Origin of the sequence: Pseudomonas sp. Xaverov 259, assembly GCF_019352915.1 — a bacterium.
GTDB lineage: Bacteria > Pseudomonadota > Gammaproteobacteria > Pseudomonadales > Pseudomonadaceae > Aquipseudomonas.
This window is the reverse complement of record NZ_JAAAFV010000057.1, coordinates 123,207-147,979: the sequence shown is the minus strand read 5'-3', so window position 1 is coordinate 147,979 and position 24,773 is coordinate 123,207. Positions and strand designations below refer to the sequence as shown.

Below are 24,773 nucleotides of genomic sequence, written 5' to 3'. Positions count from 1 at the left end.
ATTACCGAAACAGCCCGCGTCAGACGTCACAGCGTTTACATAACGAAAATTTGAGATTCACACGTGAATAGCCAGGGTCCGCAACAGCACAGCATTACCGAGGCGGCTGCCGACTGGGCGGTGCGCCTGCACGCGGGTGCCCTGACCGAACAGGAGCAGGCCGAGCTGCGACAGTGGATCGCCTGCGACAGCCGCCATGAAGCGGCGCTACGGTTTGCCGAGCAGACCTGGGCAGCCTTGGGCGACGTGCATAAGGATGAGCCTGTGCAGCGTCAGCGCCCGCCCTCGGCAGCGTTGCCGGTGCGTCGGCCCACGCGGCGCAGGGCGTGGCAACGTGTGGCCGCCGTCGCACTGGTGGTAGTGGCGGCCGGCGTGGGTTGGCTGCGCGGGCCGGATACGTTGCTGCGTTTTCAGGCTGACTACGTCACCCAAAAGGGCGAAATTCGTACCGTGCACCTGGCCGACGGCAGCACGGTGGAGCTGGATTCCGCCAGTGCAATTCGGCTGGACTACGACGGCGTGCAGCGGCGCGTCAGCCTGATCCAGGGCTCCGCAATTTTTGATGTAGCACCCATGAAAGGCGAGGAAACCCGACCCTTCGTGGTGCAAAGCGCCGGGGCGCAGACCCGTGCACTGGGCACGCGGTTCGTGGTCGAGCGCGAGGGTGAGCGCCAGGCCTGGGTGGGCGTGTTGCAGCACAGCGTTGAGGTCGCGCTGCAAACCGTACCGAAACAAGGCTTGAGCGAACGCGTGCTCAAGGAGGGCCAGGCGGCGCGTTACAGCGCGCAGGACGGCGTGGTGCCTCTGGATCAATTCGATGTGGAGCGCGCCACCAGTTGGCGGCGCGGCGTGCTGATCTTCGACCGGCTGCCCTTGGCCAAAGTCATCGAGCAACTCAACCGCTATCGCCCAGGCCGCGTGGTGTTGACCAACGCCGCCTTGGGCGATCGCGAAGTCAGCGGCGTGTTCCGCCTCGACATGCTCGACACTGCCCTGGCGACCTTGACCCAGGAACTCCAGGTGCAACGCTTGGACCTGGCAGGCCTCAGCCTGATCTATTGATGCCCTGGCGGGAGACACCTCCCGCTGCTCGCCAAAGCCCCGTTAGAAGCCCCTTTAAAAAGCCCCTTTCTGAAAAACTTTCAAAAAAGTCTTACTGACTTCCAGCGCCTCGCTCGTCTTGCTAGGTGAGAAGCATTCGCATAAACAAAAATACGCTTAGCGCAGGGAAATCAAACATGTCAGCACTCACCAAGGGGCGCATCACCGGCAGCCGGTTAGCCCTGGCCATCCACTTGGGCCTGTTCGCCGCAGCGGCGCCCGTGTATGCCGCGCAGCCTCAAGCCGGCGCGGCCCAGCCTGTGGTGGTGATGTTTGATATCCCTGCGCAATCCCTGGGCAGTGCGGTGCTGGCGTTCGCCGATCAGGCCGGCCTGCAGGTGTTGTTCGACAGCCAGCGCCTGCAAGGCTTGGGCAGCACGGCGCTCAAAGGCAGCTTCAGCGTGCAGGAAGGCCTTGGCCGTTTGCTCGGCGGTGCGCCGGTGGAGTACCGCTTTACCGGAGAGCGCCAGGTCACCCTCAACCGCGTGGCGGCCGAACATGACGGCGCCATGACCGTCGGCACCACCACCATCACCGGCAACACCAATGGCCAGCGCGGCGACTGGGTGTACCAGAGCCCAAAGTCCGTGGCCGTCATCAGCCGTGACATGATCGACAAACGCCCGCCCCGTCACGCCGCCGACATGCTCGAAGAAACCGCTGGCGTGTACACCGCCGTCAACCAGCGTGACCCCGGCCTGTCGGTGAACATTCGCGGCGTGCAGGACTACGGCCGCGTGAACATGAACATCGACGGCATGCGCCAGAACTTCAACGTCAACGGCCACCAACAGCGCAATGGCACGATGCTGATCGACCCGGAGTTCATCTCCAGCATCCAGATCGACAAGGGCAGCCAGTCGGGGCAGGGCGGTGCGGCGGTGTTGGGCGGGATCGCCTCGTTCAAGACCCTGGAGGCCAGTGAGTTTCTCAAGGACGGCAAAGAGATCGGCGGACGTTTTCGCGCCGGCAGCGGCATTGGCGAATTGGGCAATGGCACCTACTTCAATGGCAGCGGCGTGTTTGCGTTCGGTGACGAGCGCGGTGATGTGTTGCTGGGTTACAGCGAGCGGCATTTCGGTAACTACCGCGCCGGAACCCACAACGACCACAAGCTGGGCACAAACCTGCGTGCACGCAAATACGCGCCGGCAGCCTTTGATGATTGGTTGAACAGCGAAGTCGGGGACATGGGCAGCGTCACGCGCTCGCAGATCGCCAAGTTCAGTCTTAACTTGCCCAACGATCAGCGCGTGCAACTGAGCTACCTGGAAAGCGACAGCGACAGCAACGATTCCTGGGCCTACATCGCCGATGACCTGCAGAGCGCCTACTACCGTCGCGTCAGCAAAAACAACCTGAATGCCAAGAACTTCGCGCTGGACTACAGCTACACGCCGGATAACCCGCTGATCGATCTGAAAGCCAAGGTCTATTACGTCACCACCCAGCTCGACCGTGCCAATACGCCCAACATGTCGACGCCGGGCACGGGTAACTACGTCGGTGCCTACACCGATCATTTCCAGACGGACACCTGGGGGCTGCAGGGCGACAACACCTCGCGCTTTGACTTCGGCGAGCGCGGGCATCTGAGCTGGAACTACGGCCTGGAGATGTATCAGGACGAGTTCAAACCACGCACCAACAAGGTCGAAGCCGTCAACAATCTCGGCCTGCTGCCCTATGCCGAAGGCAGTACGCCGAGTGGCAAGCGCACCATCGCCAGCCTGTTCAACAACCTGCAATACGAATACGGCGACTGGCTGACCCTGGACGCAGGCTTGCGTTACGACCGTTATCGGCTGGAAGGCCAGACCGGCCTGACCCTGTATCGGCGTGATCGCTTCTTCAGCAGCCTGGTGGGCGCCAAGCGTGTGTCGGAGGTATTCGATGTCGACCGTGAAGAGGGGCAGTTCTCGCCGACCTTCGGCATCGCGGTCAAGCCGGGAGTGGACTGGCTGCAACTCTATACCCGTTGGGGCAAAGGCTGGCGCCCGCCGGCCGTCACCGAAACCTTTATGACGGGCCGCCCGCACGGTGGCGGTTCCGGGGAGCGCGTGTTTCCCAACCCGTACCTCAAGCCTGAAGAGTCGCGGGATTGGGAAGTGGGCATGAACGTCTTCAAAGAGGGGCTGCTGTTCAGTGATGACCGCCTGGGCATGAAGGTGGCGTACTTCGATACTCGCATTGAGAACTTCTCCTTCCTCAATACCAGCGTCAGCCTGCCGGAAACCCAGTCCGGCGGGTTTCTGGGGACCATGGCCTACGTCAATAACACCAACCCGACGCGCTTTCGCGGGGTGGAATACCAACTCAATTACGACATGGGCCGGGCGTACGCCAACCTCAGTTACACCCACATGATTGGCAGCAATGAGTTCTGCTCCAAGAACTATTACATGGGCGGTGCCAAGACCACCGGGCCGCGCACCACGCGCCTGGAGCGTTTCACGCTGCCGAACGGGCGCATCGGCATTCGCCCGGTCACCACCTATGAAGTGCTCGACGACAACGTCGCCAACAACCAGGAAAGCTGCGGGCGAATCATGGGCAACGCCACGTATATGCCTGCCGATCGCGGCTCGCTGACGCTGGGGGCGCGGTTCCTCGACAAGCGCCTGGATACCGGTGTGCGTGTGCGCTACAGCTCGGGCAATGGCGAAAACCTCAATCAGCAGGGCTACGAGCTGATGGACCAGGCGATGTGGCCTCAGTACACGCTCTACGACCTGTACGCCAGCTACTGGATGACCGATCACCTGAACATTGCGCTGGCATTGGAAAACGCCACCGATGAAGCCTATTTCGTCGCCATGGGCGACGCCAACAACCTCAGCCTGGCGCGCGGGCGAACCCTGAGCGGGATGTTGGAATACAAGTTCTGAGCTGTGTGCTGATGCACCTGATCAATGGTTTTGCCCAAGCGTGGGCAAAAAAGTGCGCCGCACCGGCGTGCTCATCTAAAACGTTGTTTAACGAGGTTTAGTGATGACTATTTCTGTTAGCTACGATTCGGGCCTGGGTTCACTGTCGGTATCCGACTACTTGAGTTCTTGGGCTGTGGGCTTCAATACGGCCGGTCATGGCACCGGCAACACCGGTGGCTTCAGCAACGGTTCCCTCAGTGGTGACCAGTATTCGACCCACGGCGCCAGCAACTCCGAATACGCCTTTATCGCCGACAGCAACACCAGCAACGGCCTGCACTATGTGTTCAACCCGTCGCTGCCTGCCGGCAACAACCTGAACCACTACCTGTGGGGCAACCTCGATAACGTGCAACTGGGCACCGGCCTGGGCGGCGGCGGTGGCAGCGACTTCACCCTCAATGACTTCAAAGTTGCGTTCAACGGCCTCGACCTGAGCGCTGCCGAAGGCGCCGGTCGTGTGGGCAACGAAGTTCAGAGCGTGATCTACGGCCTGATGCAGGGCAACACCGCCGCGCTGGAAAGCGTGCTCAACAACCTGCTGGACGACTTCGGCCTGTCCACGGCCTCGACCTTCGACCAACTGGCCGCTGCCGGGCTGGGTCACGCCGCACCGTCGGCCGATGTTGCCCTGGTCGGCGTGCAAGACGTGGCGCAGGACTGGGCACTCGCTGCCTGACGCTGCTGCATAAAAAAGCGAAGGGGAGATCGCTCTGCCCTTCGCCGCATGACACACCGCCGTCGCCAAGCCTTCTAACTCTTCAGCGACAGCGGTGCCAAATTCTGCGCAGCGCCGTATCGCCTGTCAACGCGGCGGCGCTGCCCGCTTAACCCCACGAGAATCCCCAGATGCGCCACGCCGGCAACGAAACCCTGGCTGCCCTCACGGCCTATAAAAGTGGCTTCTTCAACATCGGCCTGTTCTCGGCGGTGATCAACCTGCTGATGCTCGCCCCGGCGCTCTACATGCTACAAGTGTACGACCGGGTGCTGGCCTCGGGTAATCAGATGACCCTGTTGATGCTGACGCTGATGGTCCTCGGCTTGTTCGGCCTGATGGGTGCGTTGGAGTGGGTGCGCAGCCAGGTGGTGATCCGCCTCGGCACGCAAATGGACATGCGCTTGAACCAGCGCGTATACGATGCCGCGTTCGAAGCGCAACTCAAGGGCGGCACCCAGGCGGCGGGCCAGGCCTTGAACGACCTGACCACGCTACGCCAGTTCGCCACCGGCCAGGCGTTGTTCGCGTTTTTTGATGCGCCGTGGTTTCCGGTGTACCTGCTGGTGATCTTCCTATTTCACCCCTGGCTCGGCCTGTTGGCCCTGGGCGGCGCGCTGGTCCTGATCGCCCTGGCGTGGGTCAACCACCATGTCAGCCAGGCACCGATGGCCCAGGCCAGCCAACTGTCCATCAGCGCCAGCCAGCAGGCCACGGCCAATTTGCGCAATGCGGAAACCATCGAAGCCATGGGCATGCTCGCCACCTTGCGCGAGCGTTGGTTCACCCAGCACCAGGCGTTTCTGGCGCAGCAGAACCTGGCCAGTGAAAAGACCGCTGCCGTTACCGCCTGGTCCAAGGGCGTGCGTCTGGCCTTGCAGTCACTGGTGTTGGGGCTAGGCGCCTTGCTGGCGGTGCAGGGTGACATCACGCCGGGCATGATGATCGCCGGCTCCATCTTGATGGGCCGGGTGCTCAGCCCTATCGACCAGTTGATTGGTGTGTGGAAGCAATGGGGTTCGGCGCGCCTGGCCTTCGAACGCTTGTCACAGATGCTGGCGGACAACCCGGCCCGGCCAGCCCGCATGAGCTTGCCGGTGCCCACGGGCCAGCTGAGTGTGGAGCAGGTCAGCGCCTGCGCGCCGGGCAACCGTCGCCCGGCCATTAGTAACCTGGGTTTCAGCTTGCCGGCGGGTGAGGTGTTGGGTGTGATTGGCCCGTCGGGTTGCGGCAAATCCACCCTGGCCCGCGTGTTGGTTGGTGCCTGGGCACCGTTGGCCGGCAAGGTGCGCCTGGACGGCGCCGACCTGACCCAGTGGGACAAACAGCAACTCGGCCCGCACATTGGTTACTTGCCTCAGGATATCCAGCTGTTCGCCGGCAGCATCGCGCAAAACATCGCGCGCTTTGCCGACATGGACGCCGACAAGGTACTCGCCGCCGCGCAAATGGCCGGTGTACATGACTTGATCCTGCAACTGCCCCAAGGCTACGACACGCAACTGGGCGAGGGCGGTGCGGGTTTGTCCGGCGGCCAGAAGCAGCGCGTGGCCCTGGCGCGCGCGTTGTACGGCCTGCCCGCGCTGATCGTGCTGGATGAGCCCAACGCCAACCTTGATGAGGCCGGTGAGCAGGCGTTGCTCCAGGCCATCGCCCAGCTCAAGCAGCAGCGCCGCACGGTCATTCTGATCACCCACAAAGCCAACGTGCTGTCCCTGACCGACCAGTTGCTGATTCTCAAGGACGGCCAGTTGCAAGCGTTCGGCCCCACGGCGCGCGTGTTGGAAGCCCGGCAGAAACCCGCGCCGGCCAAGCCGGTGTCGACCCTGAGCATGAGTTACCGCCTCGGTGAAGGAAAGCAGGCATGAGCCAAGTCAAACCCGTACCGAATAATGTGCTGGCGCTGGACGATAAGAAGTATTCGCGCCTGGGTTGGCTGCTGGTGCTCGGCGGCTTTGCCGGGTTTCTTGGCTGGGCGGCATTGGCGCCGTTGGACAAGGGCGTGGCCGTGTCCGGCAAAGTGATGGTCTCGGGCCATCGCAAGACGGTGCAGCACCCCAGCGGCGGTATCGTCGAGCGCATCGAGGTGCGCGACGGTGATGTGGTCAAGGCCGGCCAGGTGCTGTTGCGCTTGAAAGAAACGCCACTGCGCGGGCAGATGCAATCGCTGCGCAGCCAGTATTGGGCGTCGCTGGCCAGTGAGGCGCGCTTGAGTGCCGAAAGTGAGGGGCTGGCAACCATCGACTTCGGCGCCGAATTGCTCGACGAGCCCGACGCCGCCATCGTGCTGAATTTACAGCGGCAGTTGTTCAGCAGCCGCGCCCAGGCGCTGGCCACCGAGCAGCAAGGCTTGCGCGAAACCATCGTCGGGGCCGAGGCGCAGTTGCGCGGCACCCGCGATTCCCAGGCCAGCAAAGTCCAGCAACGGGCGGCGCTCAACGAGCAATTGCAAGGCCTGCGCGAATTGGCGCGCGACGGTTACATCCCACGCAATCGCCTGCTCGACAGCGAGCGCCTGTACGCGCAGATAGACGGCACCATTGCCGAGGATTTCGGCCGCATCGGCCAACTGCAACGCCAGGTGCTCGAATTGCGTTTGCGCATTCGCCAACTGGGCGAAGATTTCCAGAAAGACCTGCGCGGCCAGTTGGCCGACACCCGCACCCGCAGTGATGACCTGCGCAATCGCCTGGCCTCGGCCGAGTTCGAACTGGCCAACAGCCTGGTGCGCGCGCCCGCTGCCGGTGTGGTGGTGGGGCTCGATGTGTACACCGAAGGCGGCGTGATCAAACCCGGCCAGGCACTGATGGACATCGTGCCCCAAGGCGAGCCGTTGCTGGTGGAAGCGCGCGTGCCGGTGCAGATGGTCGACAAGGTGCACCCAGGTTTGCCGGTGGAGTTGTTGTTCTCGGCGTTCAACCAGGCCACCACGCCGCGTGTGGCCGGCGAGGTGACGCTGGTATCGGCTGACCGTCAGGTGGATGAGCGTACCGATGAGCCGTATTACACACTGCGCGCCCAGGTCAGCGCGGCCGGTATGCAGCAATTGGACGGTGTGCAGATCCGTCCGGGCATGCCGGTGGAAACCTTCGTCAAAACCGGTGAGCGTTCGATGCTCAACTACCTGTTCAAGCCGCTGCTCGATCGCACGCACATGGCGCTGGTGGAAGAATGAAAGCGCTGCTGTTTACCCTGTGTTTGAGTTGTGCGCCAGCAGCCCATGCCTTGGGTTTGTTGGAAGCTTACGATTTGGCCCTGCGTAATGATCCGACCTTTCAGGCCGCGATCCAGGAACGCGAAGCCGGTGAGGAGAACTACGTGATCGGCCGGGCGGCGTTGCTGCCGAACCTGTCCTGGAGTTACAACAATTCGCGCAATGAATCCGAAGTCACCCAGAACCGCACCACCAGCGACCGCGACTATCGCAGCTACGCCTCCACGTTGACCCTGCAACAACCGCTGCTCGATTACGAAGCCTATGCACGGTTTCGCCAGGGCACCGCCCAGGCGCTGATGGCCGATGAACGCTTTCGCAGCAAAAGCCAGGAATTGGCCGTGCGGGTACTGGGCGCCTATAGCCAGGCGCTGCTGGCCCAGGAGCGCATCGAGTTGAGCCGCGCGCAGAAGCGCGCGTTTGCCGAGCGCCTGCAACTCAATGATCGCCTGCTTAAAGGCGGCGAGGGCACGCGTACCGATGTGCTGGAAACCCAGGCGCGGCTGAGCCTGGCCCAGGCCGAAGAGCTTGAATCGCAGGACGCCCAGGACAGCGCCTTGCGTGAATTGGAGACCATTGTGGGTCAGCCGTTACTGATCGAAGAGTTGGCACCGCTGGCGCGCCAGTTTGAGATTGCGCCCCTGGAGCCGAACCGTTTTGAGACGTGGCGTGAAATGGCCATGGCCAACAATCCTGAGCTGAAGTCTTCGCATCACGCGCTGGACGTGGCTTCCTATGAAGTCGAGCGTAAGCGCGCCGGGCACTTGCCCAAGGTCAGCCTGTACGCCAGCAGCCGCAAGACCAGCTCCGATTCGGAAAGCAGCTACAACCAGAAATACGACACCAACAGTGTCGGCATCCAGGTCAGCTTGCCGTTGTTTGCTGGTGGCTCGGTCTCGGCGTCCACACGCCAGGCGGCGAACCAATTGTCCCAGGCTCAATATGAACTGGACGCGCAAACCGCCAACACCCTGGTGGAGCTGCGCAAGCAGTTCAACCTCAACACCAGCGGCGCGGCGAAAGTGCGTGCTTATGAGATGGCCGTCCGCTCGGCTACGGCCTTGGTCAGCGCGACCAAAAAGAGTGTTGCCGGCGGTGAGCGGGTCAACCTCGACGTGCTCGATGCCGAACAACAACTGTTCACCGCCCGCCGCGACCTGGCCAACGCACGGCATGCGTATTTGCTGGCGCGGATTCAGTTGAAGTATTACGCGGGGTTGCTGAGCGAGCAGGACTTGCGGGCGTTGGCAGGGTATTTCCAGCCGTCGGCATGAGTGGTTACAACCCCGCATTCGCGGGGTTGTTCGTCGTTACTAATCTGTGAAACAGCTTCGCAAGGATGGAGCCGGTTGTCGGGTGCCACGGAAAAATTGTTACCTGACGGAAAATAACCTAACGGATGGGTTACGATGAAAGTAGGTGCTTACAAAGGATATGTGATTTCGGTGTTTCTCAGGGATGAACACTGCCCGCCCCACGTTCATGTCAGGGGCATGGCATGGCATGGGATGCGCGTTTTCGTTTCAGCTTTCTGGATGGGGACGTGGAGTTGTGGGATGTAGAGCCGGATCGCAGGCGGCCATCCACTGCGCTCCTGAAGGAAATACGTGAGGCGATCATGCAGCCGCATTACCTGGCGCGGGCACGCAGGATCTGGTGGGAGAAGCTGCAAACGGTTTGCCTGGAGAATCACTCTTGGGATTGGGAAGCCGATGAGGTACTGCCAGGGCTGATCATTCAGCGCGGTGTTTATGTGATTGCACGTGCCCGGCACGATGTCGTGGGGCAGAAGACAATTTTGAATCTGGTCAGGGCACCGGGTTTTGTGGAGATTGATTTATGAAAAAAATCGTAAAAGCCAAAGTCGTACCGTACAAGCCGCTCACGGACGCCGATGTCGACAAGGCAATCGCCCGTGGGCGCAAGCTCAAACGTCTGTACGCCAATGCCAGCAATGTGCGCTATGAACATGAGTGCATTTCCATCGGCTTCAGCGACGGCAGCCGCGTCATGTTGCCTGTAGCCGGGCTGCCGGAGTTCGAAGGGTTTTCCCAGGCGGACTTTCAACAACTGGAGGTCGGCTTTGGCGGCAAGGCGCTGTGCTGTGAGGCGCAGGATCTGGATGTGTCGATCACCGGCCTCATCGCCACCAGCCAGCCCTTGATGGACCTGGCGACAAGCCTGGTGGCATCGCGTAACGGTCGCAAGAGCAGCGCCGCCAAAACCGCCGCCGCCCGAGCCAATGGCAAGAAGGGCGGTCGGCCCCGCAAGGAGCCGTTGGATAACGGTGATTCAACAGATGCATGAGAACCCAGTGTGGGCGCTGGCTTGCCTGCGATAGCGGTGTATCAGTTGACCGATGCAGGGCAGGCCTACCGCCATCGCAGGCAAGCCAGCTCCCACAGTTTACCGCCGGGTCAATAACACCCCGGATTCCATATGGTGCGTCCAGGGGAACTGGTCAAACATCGCACACTGGGTAATCCGGTGCGTGTCATGCAGTTGCGCAATGTTCGCCGCCAGCGTCTCCGGGTTGCAGGAGATGTACAGGATGTTGTCAAAACGTCGGGTCAGTTCGCAGGTGTCCGGGTCCATGCCGGCGCGCGGTGGGTCGACGAACACGCTACCGAATTCGTAGCTCTTGAGGTCGATGCCGTGCAGGCGGCGGAACGGGCGAACTTCGTTGAGTGCCTCGGTGAGTTCCTCGGCAGACAGGCGCACCAAGGTGACGTTATCCACTGCGTTCTCATCGAGGTTGCTTAAGGCCGCATTTACCGAAGTCTTGCTGATTTCGGTGGCCAGCACCTTACGCACGCGGGTCGCCAGTGGCAGGGTGAAGTTGCCGTTGCCGCAGTACAACTCCAGCAAATCATCCGGGCGATCGCCCAAGGCTTCATAGGCCCAGTTGAGCATCTTCTGGTTCACGGTGCCGTTGGGCTGGGTGAACGCGCCCTCGGGTTGGCGGTAGCTGAACGTGCGGCCGCCGACCTCGAGTTTTTCCACCACGTAGTCGTGGCCGATCACATCGCGCTTGCCCTTGGAGCGGCCGATGATGCTGACATTCAAGTCGGCCGCGAGCTTGTTCGCAGCAGTGTGCCAATGCTCGTCCAGCGGGCGGTGATAGCACAGGGTAATCATCGCGTCGCCGGCCAGCGTGGTCAGGAACTCCACCTGGAACAGCTTGTGGCTCAAGGCTGCGCTGGCTTGCCAGGCGGCCTTGAGTTGCGGCATCAGCTCGTTGATGCGTGCGCTGGCGATCGGGAATTCTTCGATGAGGATCGGCGTGCGCTTGTCGTCCTGGGAGAACATCGCGTAGTGGCGCTCGCCGCCTTCGCGCCACAGGCGGAACTCCGCGCGCAGGCGGAAGTTCTGCAGCGGCGAATCGAAGACCTGCGGTTCGGGGGCGTCGAACGGTGCCAACAGGTCACGCAGGCGCGTGACCTTGTCTTGCAGTTGAACGGTGTAGCTTGCGGCGTCAAAAGTCATGCGTTGAACCAGCCCAGCTTGATCACAAACAGAATCGACAGGATCACCAGTGCCGGGTTCAGCTCACGGTAGCGGCCCGAAAGCAGCTTGATGGCGGTCCAGGCGATGAAACCGAAGGCAATGCCGTTGGCGATGGAGTAAGTGAAAGGCATCGCCAGGGCGGTGACCACCACGGGCGCTGCAACGGTAATGTCATCCCAGTCGATTTCGGCCAGGCCCTGGGTCATCAGCACGGCCACGAACAGCAGCGCCGGCGCGGTGGCAAACGCTGGAACACTGGCGGCCAGCGGCGAGAAGAACAGCGCCAGCAGGAACAGGATGGCAACGACAATGGCGGTCAAGCCGGTACGGCCACCGGCACTCACGCCCGCAGCCGACTCGATGTAGCTGGTGGTGGTCGACGTACCCAGCAGCGAACCGGCCATGGCGGCGGTACTGTCGGCGATCAGTGCACGGCCCATTTTCGGCATGTGGCCGTCCTTGCCCATCAGGCCGGCACGCTTGGCTACACCGATCAGGGTGCCGGAGTTGTCGAACAGGTCAACGAACAGGAAGGCGAAGATCACGCTGACCAGGCCGATATCCAGCGCACCCTTGATATCCAGTTGCAGGAAGGTCGGCGCCAGGGACGGTGGCATCGAGGTCACGCCGCCGAACGGGGTGAAGCCCATCACGATGGACACGATGGTCACCGCCAGGATGCCGATCAGCACCGCACCGCGTACCGCCAGGGCTTCCAGTGCCACGATCAGCGCGAAACCCAGGGTGGCCAGGATCGGCGCCGGTTGTTTCAGGTCGCCCAGGCCGACCATGGTGGCCGGGTTGCTGACCACGATGCCGGCGTTATGCAGGGCGATCAGCGCCAGGAACAGGCCGATACCGGCAGCAATCGCCGAGCGCAGCGGCAGCGGGATGCTGTTGATGATCCACTCACGGATGCGGAAGATCGACAGCAGGAAGAACAACACCGCCGAAATGAATACTGCGCCCAGCGCGACTTGCCAGGTGTGGCCCATGTGCAGGACCACGGTGTAGGTGAAGAAGGCGTTGAGGCCCATGCCCGGTGCCAGCGCGATCGGGTAGTTGGCGATCAGGCCCATCACGGTCGAACCGATGGCGGCGGCCAGGCAGGTGGCGACAAACACCGCGCCCTTGTCCATGCCGGTCTCGCCGAGGATGCTCGGGTTCACGAACAGAATGTAGGCCATGGCCAGAAAGGTCGTGATACCCGCGAGAATCTCGGTGCGCACGTTGGTGTTGTGTGCTTTGAGTTGAAACAGCTTTTCCAGCATGCCGGCTCCCTGTGACGCTATTTTGCGTCGTTATTTGTTGACCTCTAAGTCAAAGCACAAACTGCGCCAAGCGCCTGTGGTTTCAGAGAGGATCGGAAAAAGCGGCGCATGATACCAGCAGCCGACGCGATGTGGCGGAGTAGGCTGCGTATTCTCGAATCTGGCCTTGAGGCATACTGCGCCGACGTTAAATACAGGGTCGTTATCAGCATGAAAAAAGCCAACGCCAGCAGTCTAGCTCTGTTCGCCGTAATCGGCCTGGGGCTCGTGGCACCGGCGTGGGGCGCGGCTGCACCGCCCTTGAGCGAGGTGCGGGTGTTCAAAGTCGAGTCGGCGCGTTGCACGGAAACCATCCCAACGGGAGTGACGACCACCCAGATGTGCACCCATCGTGGGCAGACCAAGGTTTCGGTGATGGAAGTCGGCCTGGGCAAAAGCCCGATGGGGCGCTTCAATGGCGCCGAATTGAATGGGCAACGCACGCCGGTGTGTCAGGTGGGCAACATCAGCGAAGTCTGTAACGGTGCAGGCACTGTGATGGGCTACATCTATGTGTTTGACCTGAATGTACAGGCCCAAGGCTGGTTCGAATTCAGCAATATCTCGATCAATGGCGCGCAAAACACGTTGAAGCTCTTGTTCAACATCCTCTGATCAATCCCCTTGAACGCTCACTACCCCGGGAAGTCGTAGCCCTAAGACGGCGACTTTCCTGAACGCCGCGGATGTGCACCAACCCGTGAGGTGTTTATGAGCGTGACCCCCAATGGCGCGACGACCAAACCGTTCGTCAGCCACCCGATACGCCTGACCCTGAACGGCCAAGATCGCCAGTTGCAGGTGTTGCCCTGGACCACCTTGCTGGACCTGCTGCGCGAACAGCTGGATCTGGTGGGTAGCAAAAAAGGCTGCGACCACGGCCAGTGCGGCGCCTGCACGGTGTTGCGCGATGGCAAGCGTATCAACGCCTGCCTGACCTTGGCGGTGATGTGCGACGGTGCCGAATTGACCACTATCGAGGGCCTGGCCGACGGCGAGCAGTTACACCCGATGCAGCAGGCTTTTATCCAGCGTGACGCGTTCCAGTGCGGCTACTGCACGCCGGGGCAGATTTGCTCCGCCGTCGGCCTGGCCAATGAAGGCCGCGCCCATGACTCTGCGCAAATTCAGGAACTGATGAGCGGCAACCTGTGCCGCTGCGGGGCCTACAGCAATATTCGCGACGCCATTGAAGACGTTGTGCTGGGAGGTGACCAATGAACCCCTTCCAGTACAGCAAGCCGGCCGATGTGCATGAAGCCGTACACCTGAGCAGCGCGACGTCGCGGTTTATCGCCGGTGGCACCAACCTGCTGGACCTGATGAAAGAAAACATCAGCCGCCCCGAACACCTGATCGACATCACCGGCTTGTCGCTGCATGGCGTAGAAGCGACCGCCGACGGCGGGGTGATGATCGGCGCGTTGGTCAGCAATGCCGACCTGGCCTGGCACCCGCTGATCGAAGCGCGCTACCCGTTGCTGTCCCAGGCCATCCTGGCGGGCGCGTCGCCGCAACTGCGCAATATGGCCAGTACCGGCGGTAACCTGTTGCAACGTACCCGTTGCTACTATTTCTATGATGCCAGCGTGCCGTGCAATAAGCGTGAACCCGGCAGCGGCTGCCCGGCGCGCACCGGGTTGAACCGCATCCATGCGATCCTCGGCGCCAGCGAACACTGCGTGGCCACCCATCCCTCGGACATGTGCGTCGCCCTCGCAGCGCTGCAGGCGCGGGTGCATGTAGAAGGACGTGGCGGCGCGCGGGTGATCGAGTTTGCTGATTTTCATCGGCTGCCTGGCGATACGCCTGAGCGCGACAACCTGCTGGCCGACGATGAGCTGATCACTGCCATCGAACTGCCGCCTGATCAGCTCGCCAGCCATAGCCACTACCTGAAAATCCGCGACCGTGCGTCCTACGCCTTCGCGCTGGTCTCCGTTGCCGCCGCGCTGGAACTGGAAGGGGACACCATCGTCGATGCGCGCCTGGCCCTTGGCGGTGTGGCCCACAAACCCTGGCGCGACCGCGCCGTGGAAGCCGCGCTGATCGGGCAAGCGGTCAGCCGCGAAACCTTCAGCCAGGCCGCTGACGCCCTGCTGCAAGACGCAGAGCCTTTGGAACACAACCGCTTCAAGATCAAGCTGGCACGCCGCGCCATTATCCGTGCCCTGAGTGACGCTGCTGTCGCAGGAGAACGCCCATGACCGCTGTCGGCAAACCCCTGGACCGTGTTGACGGTCTGCTCAAGGTCACTGGCCAGGCGCGTTATGCCGGTGAGTTTCCAGGCAACGACCTGCTGCATGGCAGTGTGGTCTCAAGCACGATTGCCAAGGGCCGAGTCCTCAGGATTGACGCGTCCAAAGCCCTGGCGCTGCCGGGCGTGGTCAGCGTGCTTGATCATCTGAACCGCCCCAAACTCGCCAGCTACGATGAGGCTTTCGCCGACGCCGATGCGGCCGACGGCTCGCCGTTTCGCCCGCTGTATAACGACCGCGTGCTGTATAGCGGCCAACCCCTGGCCTTGGTGATCGCCGACAACCTTGAACTGGCGCGGCACGCTGCCTCGCTGGTCGAGATCGAATACGCGACCGAGGCGTTTGCAACCGACTTGGTTGCCCAGCAGGAGCAGGCGCACCCCTCGCCGCAAACGCCGCCCAAGCCTCGGGGTAACTTCCAGGCCGAGTGGGCCGCTGCCGCCGTCAGCCTGGATATGCACTACAGCACGCCCATCGAGCACCATAACCCGATGGAACCCCACGCCAGCACCGTGCTGTATCAGCCGGACGGCACCCTGCATATCCACGACAAGACCCAAGGCCCGCAGAACTGCCAGGCGTATGTGCAAAAAGTCTTCGGCCTGGATAAAAGTCAGGTAAGGATCTTCGCTGCGTTTGTCGGCGGTGCCTTTGGCTCGGGCCTGCGCCCGCAGTATCAATTGCCGCTGGCGGTGATGGCAGCGCTGGCGCTCAAGCGTTCGGTGCGCGTCACCTTGACCCGTCAACAGATGTTCACCTTTGGCTACCGCCCGCGCACCCTGCAGCGTTTGCAGCTGGGCGCTGCCGCCAATGGACGCCTGTTGGCGTTGGGCCACACTGCGATTGGCCAGACTTCGCGCTTCGAAGACTTCAGCGAACATGTGGTGGAATGGAGCGGCATGCTCTACCACTGCGACAATGTGCAACTGACCTACAAACTGGTGCCCCTGGACGTATATACGCCGATGGACATGCGCGCGCCGGGCGCCGCGCTGGGCGTGATCGGCCTGGAATGCGCAATGGATGAACTGGCCTGCGCCCTGGGGATGGACCCTGTGCAACTGCGCCTGATCAACTACGCCGAGCGCAACCAGAACGAAGACAAACCCTGGTCGAGCAAAGCCCTGCGCGAGTGTTACCGCGAAGGCGCCGAGCGCTTCGGCTGGAGCCAGCGCAACCCCGAGCCGCGCAGCATGCGTGATGGCAACCAGTTGATCGGCTGGGGCATGGCCGGTGGTGTGTGGGAAGCCTTGCAGATGAAGGCCAGCGCCAAGGCGCAGCTGGATGCTCAAGGCCAATTGACGGTCAGCAGCGCCACTACTGATATCGGCACGGGCACGTATACGGTGATGACGCAGATTGCCGCGCAAACCAGTGGTGTGGCGATGGCCGATGTGCGTTTTCTGCTCGGTGATTCGTCATTACCCACGGCGCCGTTACAGGGCGGCTCGTTTACCGTGTCGTCCGTCGGCACTGCGGTGCAGCAAGCCTGCGAGGCGCTGAACGCCAAGCTACTGGCGATTGCCCGGCAGACTTACCCGGTGTTCAAAGAGGCTGAATCGGTGCGTTTTGAAGACGGCCAGTTGCACACCGGTGATGTGAGTGTGTCCTTGGCACAACTGGTCAAGGACAGTGGCGACGAAGTGCTGGCCGTTCAGGTTGACAGCCAGCCGGACAAAAAGCGTGAAGGCTATGCGACGGCGACCCATTCGGCGGTGTTTGTCGAGGTTCAGGTCGACGAAGACCTGGGCACCATCAAGGTGCGTCGGGTGGTCAGCGCCATCGCGGCCGGGCGTGTGGTCAACCCGAAGATGGCCCGCAGCCAGATCCTCGGCGGCGTGGTCTGGGGCATCGGCATGGCCCTGCATGAAGAAACCCAGATCGATCATCACCTGGGGCGCTACATGAACCACAGCCTGGCCGAGTACCACATCCCGGTAAATGCCGACATCGGCGACATTGAAGTGATTTTTGTCGAAGAACACGACGAAATCGTCAACGCCCTGGGCTCCAAGGGCGTGGGTGAAATAGGCATTGTCGGGGTGGCGGCAGCGGTGGCGAATGCGATTTACCATGCCACCGGCAAGCGCGTGCGGGAGTTTCCTATCACCCTGGATAAGGTGCTGTAACCCGGTCTCCAAGCCACAGAAGGTCAAAATGTGGGAGCGGGCTTGCTCGCGAATACGGCGTGTCAGATACACATTCAGTGACTGACACACTGCATTCGCGAGCAAGCCCGCTCCCACATTGACTGTATTTCAACATCAGGGTCACCGGTGGCCTCAGGCCTTCGTTTCTTCCACCGGCACATGCATCCGATCGCGGTTGGCCAGGGTCGGAAACAGCTTTATCCACACCCCCGTCACCAACAACGTGCCAATCCCGCCCATCACCACGGCAGGTACGGTGCCGAACCAGTGGGCGGTAATCCCGGATTCAAACTCACCCAGTTGGTTGGAGGCGCCGATAAACAGGCCGTTGACCGCACTGACGCGCCCGCGCATTTCATCCGGGGTTTCCAGTTGCACGAACGATGCGCGGATCACCATGCTGATCATGTCCGCCGCGCCCAGCACCACCAGCACGGCCAACGAGAACCAGAACGAAGTCGACAGACCGAACGCAATGGTTGCCACGCCAAACACACCGACGGCGGTGAACATCACACGGCCGACCTTGCGGTCTACCGAGAACCGCGCCAGCCACAGCGACATCAACAAGGCACCCACCGCGGGCGCCGAGCGCAGCAGGCCCAGGCCCCAGGCGCCGGTCAGCAAGATGTCCTTGGCGAACACCGGCAGCAATGCGGTGGCACCGCCCAGCAGCACGGCGAACAAGTCCAACGAGATGGCGCCGAGAATGTCCGGGCGGCTGCGAATAAAGCGAATCCCGGCCAACAGCGAGTCCATGGTTGCCTTGGCCTTGTTCAGCGGCGTCTGGCGTGCGGGCAGGTTAAGGGTCAGCACGCAGGCAATCAGGTACAGCGCCACGGTGGGGCCATACACCCACACGCTGCCGAACGCATAAAGCAAGCCGCCCAGGGCCGGTGCGACGATGGTCGCCAGTTGCTGGGCCGACTGCGACGAGGCCACGGCCCTTGGGAACAGCGCGCTGGGCACGATGCTCGGCAGCAGCGCCTGGGTGGTGGGCATTTCAAACGAGCGTGCAGCGCCGAGCAGGAAGGCGAGGATAAAGATCATCTCGCGGGTCACGTTGCCGGTCAGACCGCCGATGGCCAGGGACAAGGCAATTAATGCCTGCACGGTCTGGCAGATGGCAGCGACCTTGCGCCGCTCATAGCGATCAGCCACATGCCCGGTGTGCAACATGAACAGCACCCGTGGTACGAACTCCACCAGGCCAACCAAACCCAGGTCCAGCACGTTGCCAGTCAGTTGGTAGAGGTTCCAGCCGATGGCCACGGTAAGCATCTGGAAACCGCTGGCGGTAAAGATCCGCGCCAGCCAGAACGCGATAAAAGGACGGTGGTGGCGCAACAACAAGGCGGGTTCACTGGGCATCGGGGATACGGGTTCGGAACGGAGTGAATGGCGAGATTAGCATCAAGCTGTAACAAATAGTTGCAAGAACTGAGCTGAGGCAAGCTGTCACGCGGCAAAAGACCACGCCGTCCTACAGCCAAAATGGGACTACTCTTTGAGCAATGCTTGATCCAGATCAAAACCGGCCCCGGGATTGTTCTGGCGGCCGAAAGGCCAGAATCCCTACGTGATGGGTAAAAAAAGAAACGAATTGAAATTCGCCACACTCCATATCCGTGGGGGCAGTGGGTGCAGGCTCCCGCCAGCAGCCGGTATTACCTGACAGAGGAAGACTTATGTTCGGTTTGGAGGCGCTAGATCTCGCCCGAATTCAATTCGCGTTCACCATCTCGTTTCACATCCTGTTCCCGGCGATCACCATCGGCCTGGCCAGTTACCTTGCGGTGCTGGAAGGCTTGTGGCTCAAGACCCACAACGATACCTACCGTGACCTCTACCATTTCTGGTCGAAGATCTTTGCCGTCAACTTCGGCATGGGGGTGGTTTCGGGCTTGGTCATGGCTTACCAGTTTGGTACCAACTGGAGCCGTTTCTCGGACTTCGCCGGCGCCGTCACCGGGCCGCTTCTGACCTACGAAGTGCTCACGGCCTTCTTCCTTGAGGCAGGTTTCCTCGGGGTGATGCTGTTCGGCTGGAACAAAGTGGGGCGCAAGCTGCACTTCTTTGCCACGGTGATGGTGGCCGTCGGTACGCTGATCTCGACCTTCTGGATTCTGGCCTCCAACAGCTGGATGCAGACACCACAAGGCTTTGAAATCATCGACGGCCGGGTGATTCCCACCGACTGGCTGGCGGTGATCTTCAACCCGTCGTTCCCCTACCGCCTGATGCACATGGCCACGGCAGCCTTTGTCGCCACGGCGTTCTTCGTCGGTTCCTCGGCGGCCTGGCACTTGTTGCGCGGCAAGGACAACCCGGCGATCCGCACCATGCTGTCGATGGCGATGTGGATGGCCTTGATTGTGGCGCCTATCCAGGCGGTGATCGGTGACTTCCATGGCCTCAACACCTTGAAGCACCAACCGGCGAAAATCGCCGCGATTGAAGGCCACTGGGAAAATATCGGCAACGAGCCGACGCCGCTGATCTTGTTCGGCTGGCCCGACATGAAGGCCGAGAAAACCAAATACGCGGTCGAAATTCCGTACCTTGGCAGCCTGATCCTGACCCACTCTTTGGACAAGCAGGTGCCGGCGCTCAAGGAGTTCCCGCCTGAGGATCGCCCCAACTCGACCATTGTGTTCTGGTCGTTCCGGGTCATGGTCGGCCTGGGCTTCCTGATGATCTTCACCGGTCTGTTCAGCCTGTGGCTGCGCCGGGGCGACAAGATGTACACGTCCAAGCCGTTCCTGTACCTGGCGTTGTGGATGGGGCCTTCCGGCTTGATCGCGATTCTTGCCGGTTGGTTCACCACCGAAATCGGCCGCCAGCCGTGGGTGGTGTATGGGCTGATGCGCACTGCGGATGCTTCATCCGGGCATAGCCTGGCGCAGATGACCATCACGCTGGTGTTGTTCGTGGTGGTGTACTTCGCGCTTTTCGGCGCCGGTTTGGGCTACATGATGCGCCTGGTGCGCAAAGGCCCGCAGACCCACGAAGGCAGCGAGCCAACCCATGGTGGCCCTGGCCAGAAACGTACACCGGCCCGTCCGTTGTCCGCCGCCGATGACGGCAGCGATGACGACCACACCCACATCCAGCACAAGGGGAATTGAGATGGGTATTGATCTTCCGCTGATCTGGGCCGTGATCATCATCTTCGGCATCATGATGTACGTGGTGATGGACGGCTTCGACCTGGGCATCGGCATCCTCTTTCCGTTTATCCCCGGCAAAGTCGACCGTGATGTGATGATGAACACCGTCGCACCGGTATGGGACGGCAACGAAACCTGGCTGGTACTCGGCGGCGCGGCGTTGTTCGGCGCGTTCCCGCTGGCGTATTCGGTGGTGTTGTCGGCGTTGTACCTGCCGCTGATCCTGATGCTGATCGGGCTGATCTTCCGCGGCGTGGCCTTTGAGTTCCGCTTCAAGGCCAAGGACGACAAGCGTCACCTGTGGGACAAGGCGTTTATCGGTGGCTCCATCGCCGCGACGTTCTTCCAGGGCGTGGCGCTGGGGGCGTTTATCGATGGCATTCCGGTGGTGAATCGCCAGTTTGCCGGCGGTTCGCTGGACTGGCTCACGCCGTTCACCCTGTTCTGCGGCGTTGCATTGGTGGTCGCCTATGCCTTGCTCGGCTGCACCTGGTTGATCATGAAAACCGAAGGCAAGTTGCAGGAGCAGATGCATAACCTGGCACGGCCCTTGGCCTTCGTGGTGCTGGCGGTGATCGGCATCGTCAGTTTGTGGACGCCGCTGGCGCACCCGGAAATCGCTTCGCGCTGGTTCACCCTGCCGAACCTGTTCTGGTTCCTGCCGGTGCCGATCCTGGTGCTGGTGACCATGTACGGCTTGATCCGCGCGGTGGCACGTAATGCCCACTACACGCCGTTTCTGCTGACGTTGGTGCTGATCTTCCTCGGCTACAGTGGCCTGGGGATCAGCCTGTGGCCGAACATCATTCCGCCTTCCGTGTCGATCTGGGACGCTGCCGCACCGCCGCAGAGCCAGGGCTTCATGCTGGTGGGCACGTTGTTCATCATCCCGTTTATCCTGGGTTACACCTTCTGGAGCTACTACGTGTTCCGCGGCAAGGTCACCCACGAAGACGGCTACCACTAGGAGGGTCGTTGTATGTCCGGCAAACCTTCGTTACACGAGATTGAACAGGCCGAGAAACAGCCGTTATGGCGGCGCCTGGGGTGGCTGGCGATGATCTGGACCGGCAGCGTGCTGGCCCTGTTCGTCGTGGCCAGCCTGATGCGCATGTTCATGAATGCGGCCGGCCTGACCACTCACTGACATCCCGATCCGGGCTTTGCAGCCCGGTTTTCAAGCCCTCGCCTCGAGGGCTTTTTTATTTGCGGGCTTTGAGGATGACGAACTTCGGCGTGGCGGCGACTTGTTCAACGCCACGGAACAAACGCGCCAATTTGCTGTGATAACCCAGGTGGCGGTTGCCGACGATATACAGCGCACCGCCCACTACCAGCGCTTCGCGCGCCTGCTGGAACATGCGCCAGGCCAGGAAGTCGCCGACCACCTGCTGCTGGTGGAACGGCGGGTTGCACAGCACCACGTCCAAGGATTGCGCTTCCTGGCCGGCCAGGCCATCGGCGGCGCGTACGATGACCTCGCGCGCACCCAAGGCGGCCTGCCAGTTCTCGGCCGCCGACTGCACGGCCATGTAGGACTCATCCACCAGGGTGTACTGCGCGTCGGGGTTTTGCAGGGCACTGGCAATCGCCAGCACGCCGTTGCCGCAGCCCAGGTCCGCCACGCGCGCGCTGCCGAGATTGGTTGGCAGGTGCGGGAGGAAGGCGCGGGTGCCGATGTCGAGGCCTTCGCGGCAGAACACGTTGGCGTGGTTCAACAGCTCGATAGCCGGTGCGTCCAGGGTGTAGCGGGTAGGGTAGGGCGAGACGGCGGCCGGGCGGGCTTCCACCGTGGCGATCAGCAACCGGGCCTTTTTGACCGCGAGGGAGGCGTGCATCGGGCCGATATAGCGCTCCAGCAACTCGCCCGCCGCCCGTGGCAGGTGCTTGACCATCGCCCCGGCAATCACCTGGGCGCCGGGCGCCAGTTGGCCTTGCAGGCGAATCAACTGTTCTTCCAGCAGGGCCAGGGTCTTTGGTACGCGGATCAGCACGCGGTCGAACGGCCCGGCCGGCACCTGGCTGGCTGGCACGAAAGCCACCGCATCAAAGGTCTTGCCGTTGCGCATCAGGTTTTTTTCCAGGCCCTGGGCCGCCAGGAACGAATCGCCGCTGGACGTGACCTGTACCTGGCCTTCCAGGCTGGCCGCCAAGGCGCCGAAGCTGTCGTTGAGCACCAGCACACGGGTTGCAGCGCCTGGCTGCTGCTCGGCCAAGTAGCTGAGCAGGTACTCGTCGGCGGCATCAAAGGCCTGCAACGGGTCATTGTGTTGCTCTGGCTGGCGAATCAGGTCGAGCTGGGCAAAGGGGCTGTCAAGCAGGGGCATGGCGGGGGGAGCTCTGGGTCATCGATGGGGCGGCAGCGGGCATGGGCAACCGGCGCAACCATCTGAGTGAACAACGAAGCGGCACCAGGGCGCCGTATCAACACTCAGAATTGGCCGTAAATGTTACTTTTTTTTCGATGGGATTACATGCTGTGTTTCTTCAGCGGTTAAAACAGACCGGCTTTGGAGGCACTGAGCACAGCGGCAATCTTGTTATTGACCCCCAGTTTTCTCAAGCAACTGCTGATATGAAAGCCCACCGTACGCTCCGACAGGCACAGGATCGTGGCGATGTCCGACGCCGTTTTGCCCAGGGCCGACCACCTGAGGATTTCTGTTTCTCGTGGGGTCAATTTGCAAGGCGCCGCGCCGCTCGGTTTTTCGGCATATTTTTGTGCCACCGCAGCGTGCATCACATGGCAAAGCCAGAGGACCTGGCCGGCTTTCTCGTAAAGCTCTTGCGGGCTGACTTCACCGTTGCTTCTGCCCAGGGTCAGCATGCTGAACACGCCTTGAAAGTCGTGCACCGCTTGGGTCCATCCAAAGTGCACACCAAACGACTGGGCCAACGACCAGAGGTGGGGTGCGTCGCTGAAGGTTTTTTCGTCCCACACGATGGGCATCACGCTGGTTTTGCAGTGGGCGACCACCGGATCAATGTCAAAGAAATGCGCTTGTTTGTAAACGTTGTTCCATTCGTTTGGGTAGTTGTTGAAGTGAATAGGTTTTGCTTGAGTGGCTGGTTGTTGTGAGCTCATCGTGAATGAGCAGTATTGGAACCCGAGCTCATAGGTGTGATTGACGACCATCTCATAAATAGTGGTGATCTTATTCTCACCTTCCAGTTTGGGGAGTCGTGTATTACGCCAGTTGACCATTGGTAACTCTCCATGGGTGTTATTGCCTGGGCACGTCCTATCTCCCAGCGGTGTACGGAAATCAGTGTAGGACAAAGCCTACAAATCGTAATGTGAAAAAATTTTACCGAATGCCTGTATTTTGTTTGTTTAATGCTTGTACAGCGAGTCATCGTTTGTACATATACGTCTGTAGCTCGGATAAGTTCAATAGGTTCAATGTGTTAGCAGTGATGTTAAATTGGCATTTGTTTAGTTGCACTGCGACATGTAATGGCCGGTTGAAAGGTTGGAAATAGCTAAATGATTAGTTGGAACTGGATAGGTTCGATCCGACCACTTCTGGTGTAACCCGTAGCGTTTGCTGGCATTGGCAATGTCAGTACAAACCAGCGGTGTTTCCCGCAGCGGCTTTGAGGGACACTAGGGCACCTGTTCAACGGAGCCCCCCATGACGGCCAGTGCTGAGAAATTTACCCGCCAGACCCTGCTCGAGGTGCAATCGCTGACGCCCAGCCTGTTTACCCTGCGCACCACCCGAGACCCGGGCTTTCGGTTTACCGCCGGCCAGTTTGTGCGCCTCGGCGTGACCAAGGCGGACGGCAGCACGGTGTGGCGTGCCTACTCCATCGTGTCCTCGCCGTTTGACGAACACCTGGATTTTTTCTCTATCGTGGTTCCGGGTGGCGAGTTCACCAGTGAACTAAGCCGCCTGAAGGTGGGCGATACCTTGATGGTGGAGCGTCAGGCCACAGGCTATCTGACCTTGAACCGCTTCGTAGACGGGCGTGATCTGTGGCTGCTGGGCACCGGCACCGGGGTGGCGCCGTTTCTGTCGATGCTGCAGGACTTCGAGGTTTGGGAAAAATTCGAGCGCATCGTGTTGGTCTACAGCGCCCGTGAGGCCAAGGAGCTGGCGTATCAGTCGCTGATCAACACGCTGGGCGAGCGCGAATACCTGGCCGAGTACGCGCACAAACTCACCTACATTCCCATCGTCACCCGTGAGCAGCACCCAGGAGCGCTGAACGGGCGCATCACCACGCTGATCGAGAATGGCGAGCTGGAGCGCGCTGCCGGCGTAGAACTGACGCCGGAGCACTCCCGCGTGCTGATCTGTGGCAACCCGCAGATGGTCGATGACACACGCCAGTTGCTCAAGCAGCGCGATCTGCAACTGAGCCTCAGCCGGCGCCCTGGGCAAGTGGCGGTGGAAAATTACTGGTAATAA

The 24,773-nt window shown here is 61.3% G+C and carries 20 protein-coding genes and 1 pseudogene; 16 read left to right on the top strand and 5 right to left on the bottom strand.

Features of this window, described 5'->3' with window-relative positions; genetic code table 11:
• Window positions 1–63: 63 nt before the first annotated feature.
• The 8 genes and pseudogenes from K0H48_RS23360 (at window position 64) to K0H48_RS23325 (ending at window position 10,270) form a co-directional block, all read left to right on the top strand.
• A complete protein-coding gene (locus K0H48_RS23360; protein ID WP_219269368.1) occupies window positions 64–1,062 on the top strand; it encodes a FecR family protein in 999 nt (332 codons plus the stop codon).
• A 176-nt stretch (window positions 1,063–1,238) separates the two neighbouring features.
• Window positions 1,239–3,989, top strand: coding sequence for a TonB-dependent receptor (locus K0H48_RS23355; RefSeq protein WP_219269367.1), 2,751 nt, complete (start codon window positions 1,239–1,241; stop codon window positions 3,987–3,989).
• 103 nt (window positions 3,990–4,092) lie between these two features.
• The gene (locus tag K0H48_RS23350; RefSeq protein WP_219269366.1) at window positions 4,093–4,710 is read left to right on the top strand and encodes a heme acquisition protein HasA; all 618 of its coding nucleotides are present in this window, start codon (window positions 4,093–4,095) and stop codon (window positions 4,708–4,710) included.
• 170 nt (window positions 4,711–4,880) lie between these two features.
• The gene (locus K0H48_RS23345) at window positions 4,881–6,617 is read left to right on the top strand and encodes a type I secretion system permease/ATPase (protein WP_219269365.1); all 1,737 of its coding nucleotides are present in this window, start codon (window positions 4,881–4,883) and stop codon (window positions 6,615–6,617) included.
• Window positions 6,614–7,924, top strand: a complete 1,311-nt coding sequence (locus K0H48_RS23340) for an HlyD family type I secretion periplasmic adaptor subunit (RefSeq protein ID WP_219269364.1) — start codon at window positions 6,614–6,616, stop codon at window positions 7,922–7,924. The genes K0H48_RS23345 and K0H48_RS23340 overlap by 4 nt, the downstream gene beginning before the upstream one ends.
• A complete protein-coding gene (locus K0H48_RS23335) occupies window positions 7,921–9,237 on the top strand; it encodes a TolC family outer membrane protein (RefSeq protein WP_219269363.1) in 1,317 nt (438 codons plus the stop codon). Before K0H48_RS23340 ends, K0H48_RS23335 begins: the two co-directional genes overlap by 4 nt.
• Before the next feature lie 135 nt (window positions 9,238–9,372).
• Window positions 9,373–9,806, top strand: a pseudogene (locus tag K0H48_RS23330) (DUF4160 domain-containing protein).
• The gene (locus K0H48_RS23325; protein ID WP_219269362.1) at window positions 9,803–10,270 is read left to right on the top strand and encodes a DUF2442 domain-containing protein; all 468 of its coding nucleotides are present in this window, start codon (window positions 9,803–9,805) and stop codon (window positions 10,268–10,270) included. Before K0H48_RS23330 ends, K0H48_RS23325 begins: the two are co-directional and overlap by 4 nt.
• A gap of 99 nt (window positions 10,271–10,369) precedes the next feature.
• Here the strand turns inward: K0H48_RS23325 and trmA are convergent, their stop codons facing one another.
• Window positions 10,370–11,449 carry a tRNA (uridine(54)-C5)-methyltransferase TrmA gene (gene trmA, locus K0H48_RS23320; protein WP_138813751.1) on the bottom strand — a complete coding sequence of 360 codons (1,080 nt, stop codon included), beginning with the start codon at window positions 11,447–11,449 and terminating at the stop codon, window positions 10,370–10,372.
• Window positions 11,446–12,741, bottom strand: a complete 1,296-nt coding sequence (locus tag K0H48_RS23315) for an NCS2 family permease (protein ID WP_065911126.1) — start codon at window positions 12,739–12,741, stop codon at window positions 11,446–11,448. The genes trmA and K0H48_RS23315 overlap by 4 nt, the downstream gene beginning before the upstream one ends.
• A gap of 210 nt (window positions 12,742–12,951) precedes the next feature.
• On the opposite strand from K0H48_RS23315, the gene K0H48_RS23310 reads away from it, so the two are divergent.
• The 4 genes from K0H48_RS23310 (at window position 12,952) to K0H48_RS23295 (ending at window position 17,167) form a co-directional block, all read left to right on the top strand.
• Entirely contained in the window at window positions 12,952–13,395 is a 444-nt protein-coding gene (locus tag K0H48_RS23310) for a DUF4879 domain-containing protein (RefSeq protein WP_219269361.1), read from the top strand.
• A 96-nt stretch (window positions 13,396–13,491) separates the two neighbouring features.
• Window positions 13,492–14,001 (top strand): (2Fe-2S)-binding protein, encoded by a 510-nt coding sequence (locus tag K0H48_RS23305; RefSeq protein WP_219269360.1) that lies wholly within the window; start codon window positions 13,492–13,494, stop codon window positions 13,999–14,001.
• Complete coding sequence (locus K0H48_RS23300) at window positions 13,998–14,987, top strand: xanthine dehydrogenase family protein subunit M (RefSeq protein WP_219269359.1); 990 nt, start codon at window positions 13,998–14,000, stop codon at window positions 14,985–14,987. Before K0H48_RS23305 ends, K0H48_RS23300 begins: the two co-directional genes overlap by 4 nt.
• On the top strand, window positions 14,984–17,167 hold the full coding sequence (locus K0H48_RS23295) for a xanthine dehydrogenase family protein molybdopterin-binding subunit (RefSeq protein WP_219269358.1): 2,184 nt from the start codon (window positions 14,984–14,986) through the stop codon (window positions 17,165–17,167). Before K0H48_RS23300 ends, K0H48_RS23295 begins: the two co-directional genes overlap by 4 nt.
• A 153-nt stretch (window positions 17,168–17,320) precedes the next feature.
• On the opposite strand, the gene K0H48_RS23290 is transcribed toward K0H48_RS23295, so the two are convergent.
• On the bottom strand, window positions 17,321–18,559 hold the full coding sequence (locus K0H48_RS23290; protein WP_219269357.1) for an MFS transporter: 1,239 nt from the start codon (window positions 18,557–18,559) through the stop codon (window positions 17,321–17,323).
• A 317-nt stretch (window positions 18,560–18,876) separates the two neighbouring features.
• On the opposite strand from K0H48_RS23290, the gene K0H48_RS23285 reads away from it, so the two are divergent.
• Genes K0H48_RS23285 through K0H48_RS23275 form a run of 3 tightly spaced genes read left to right on the top strand, consistent with a single transcriptional unit; the run spans window position 18,877 to window position 21,505 of the window.
• Window positions 18,877–20,316 carry a cytochrome ubiquinol oxidase subunit I gene (locus tag K0H48_RS23285; RefSeq protein WP_017139317.1) on the top strand — a complete coding sequence of 480 codons (1,440 nt, stop codon included), beginning with the start codon at window positions 18,877–18,879 and terminating at the stop codon, window positions 20,314–20,316.
• 1 nt (window position 20,317) lies between these two features.
• Window positions 20,318–21,325, top strand: a complete 1,008-nt coding sequence (cydB, locus tag K0H48_RS23280) for a cytochrome d ubiquinol oxidase subunit II (protein ID WP_056858218.1) — start codon at window positions 20,318–20,320, stop codon at window positions 21,323–21,325.
• Window positions 21,326–21,337: 12 nt separating this feature from the next.
• On the top strand, window positions 21,338–21,505 hold the full coding sequence (locus K0H48_RS23275) for a DUF2474 domain-containing protein (RefSeq protein WP_010206690.1): 168 nt from the start codon (window positions 21,338–21,340) through the stop codon (window positions 21,503–21,505).
• A gap of 55 nt (window positions 21,506–21,560) precedes the next feature.
• Here the strand turns inward: K0H48_RS23275 and K0H48_RS23270 are convergent, their stop codons facing one another.
• Together K0H48_RS23270 and K0H48_RS23265 are read right to left on the bottom strand one after the other, a co-directional pair.
• The gene (locus tag K0H48_RS23270) at window positions 21,561–22,685 is read right to left on the bottom strand and encodes a methyltransferase (protein WP_219269356.1); all 1,125 of its coding nucleotides are present in this window, start codon (window positions 22,683–22,685) and stop codon (window positions 21,561–21,563) included.
• Between the two features lie 167 nt (window positions 22,686–22,852).
• The gene (locus K0H48_RS23265) at window positions 22,853–23,563 is read right to left on the bottom strand and encodes a LuxR family transcriptional regulator (protein ID WP_219269355.1); all 711 of its coding nucleotides are present in this window, start codon (window positions 23,561–23,563) and stop codon (window positions 22,853–22,855) included.
• 430 nt (window positions 23,564–23,993) lie between these two features.
• Here K0H48_RS23265 and K0H48_RS23260 point away from each other — a divergent pair, with 430 nt between their 5' ends.
• Window positions 23,994–24,770 carry a ferredoxin--NADP reductase gene (locus tag K0H48_RS23260; protein ID WP_138813760.1) on the top strand — a complete coding sequence of 259 codons (777 nt, stop codon included), beginning with the start codon at window positions 23,994–23,996 and terminating at the stop codon, window positions 24,768–24,770.
• Window positions 24,771–24,773 lie beyond the last annotated feature (3 nt).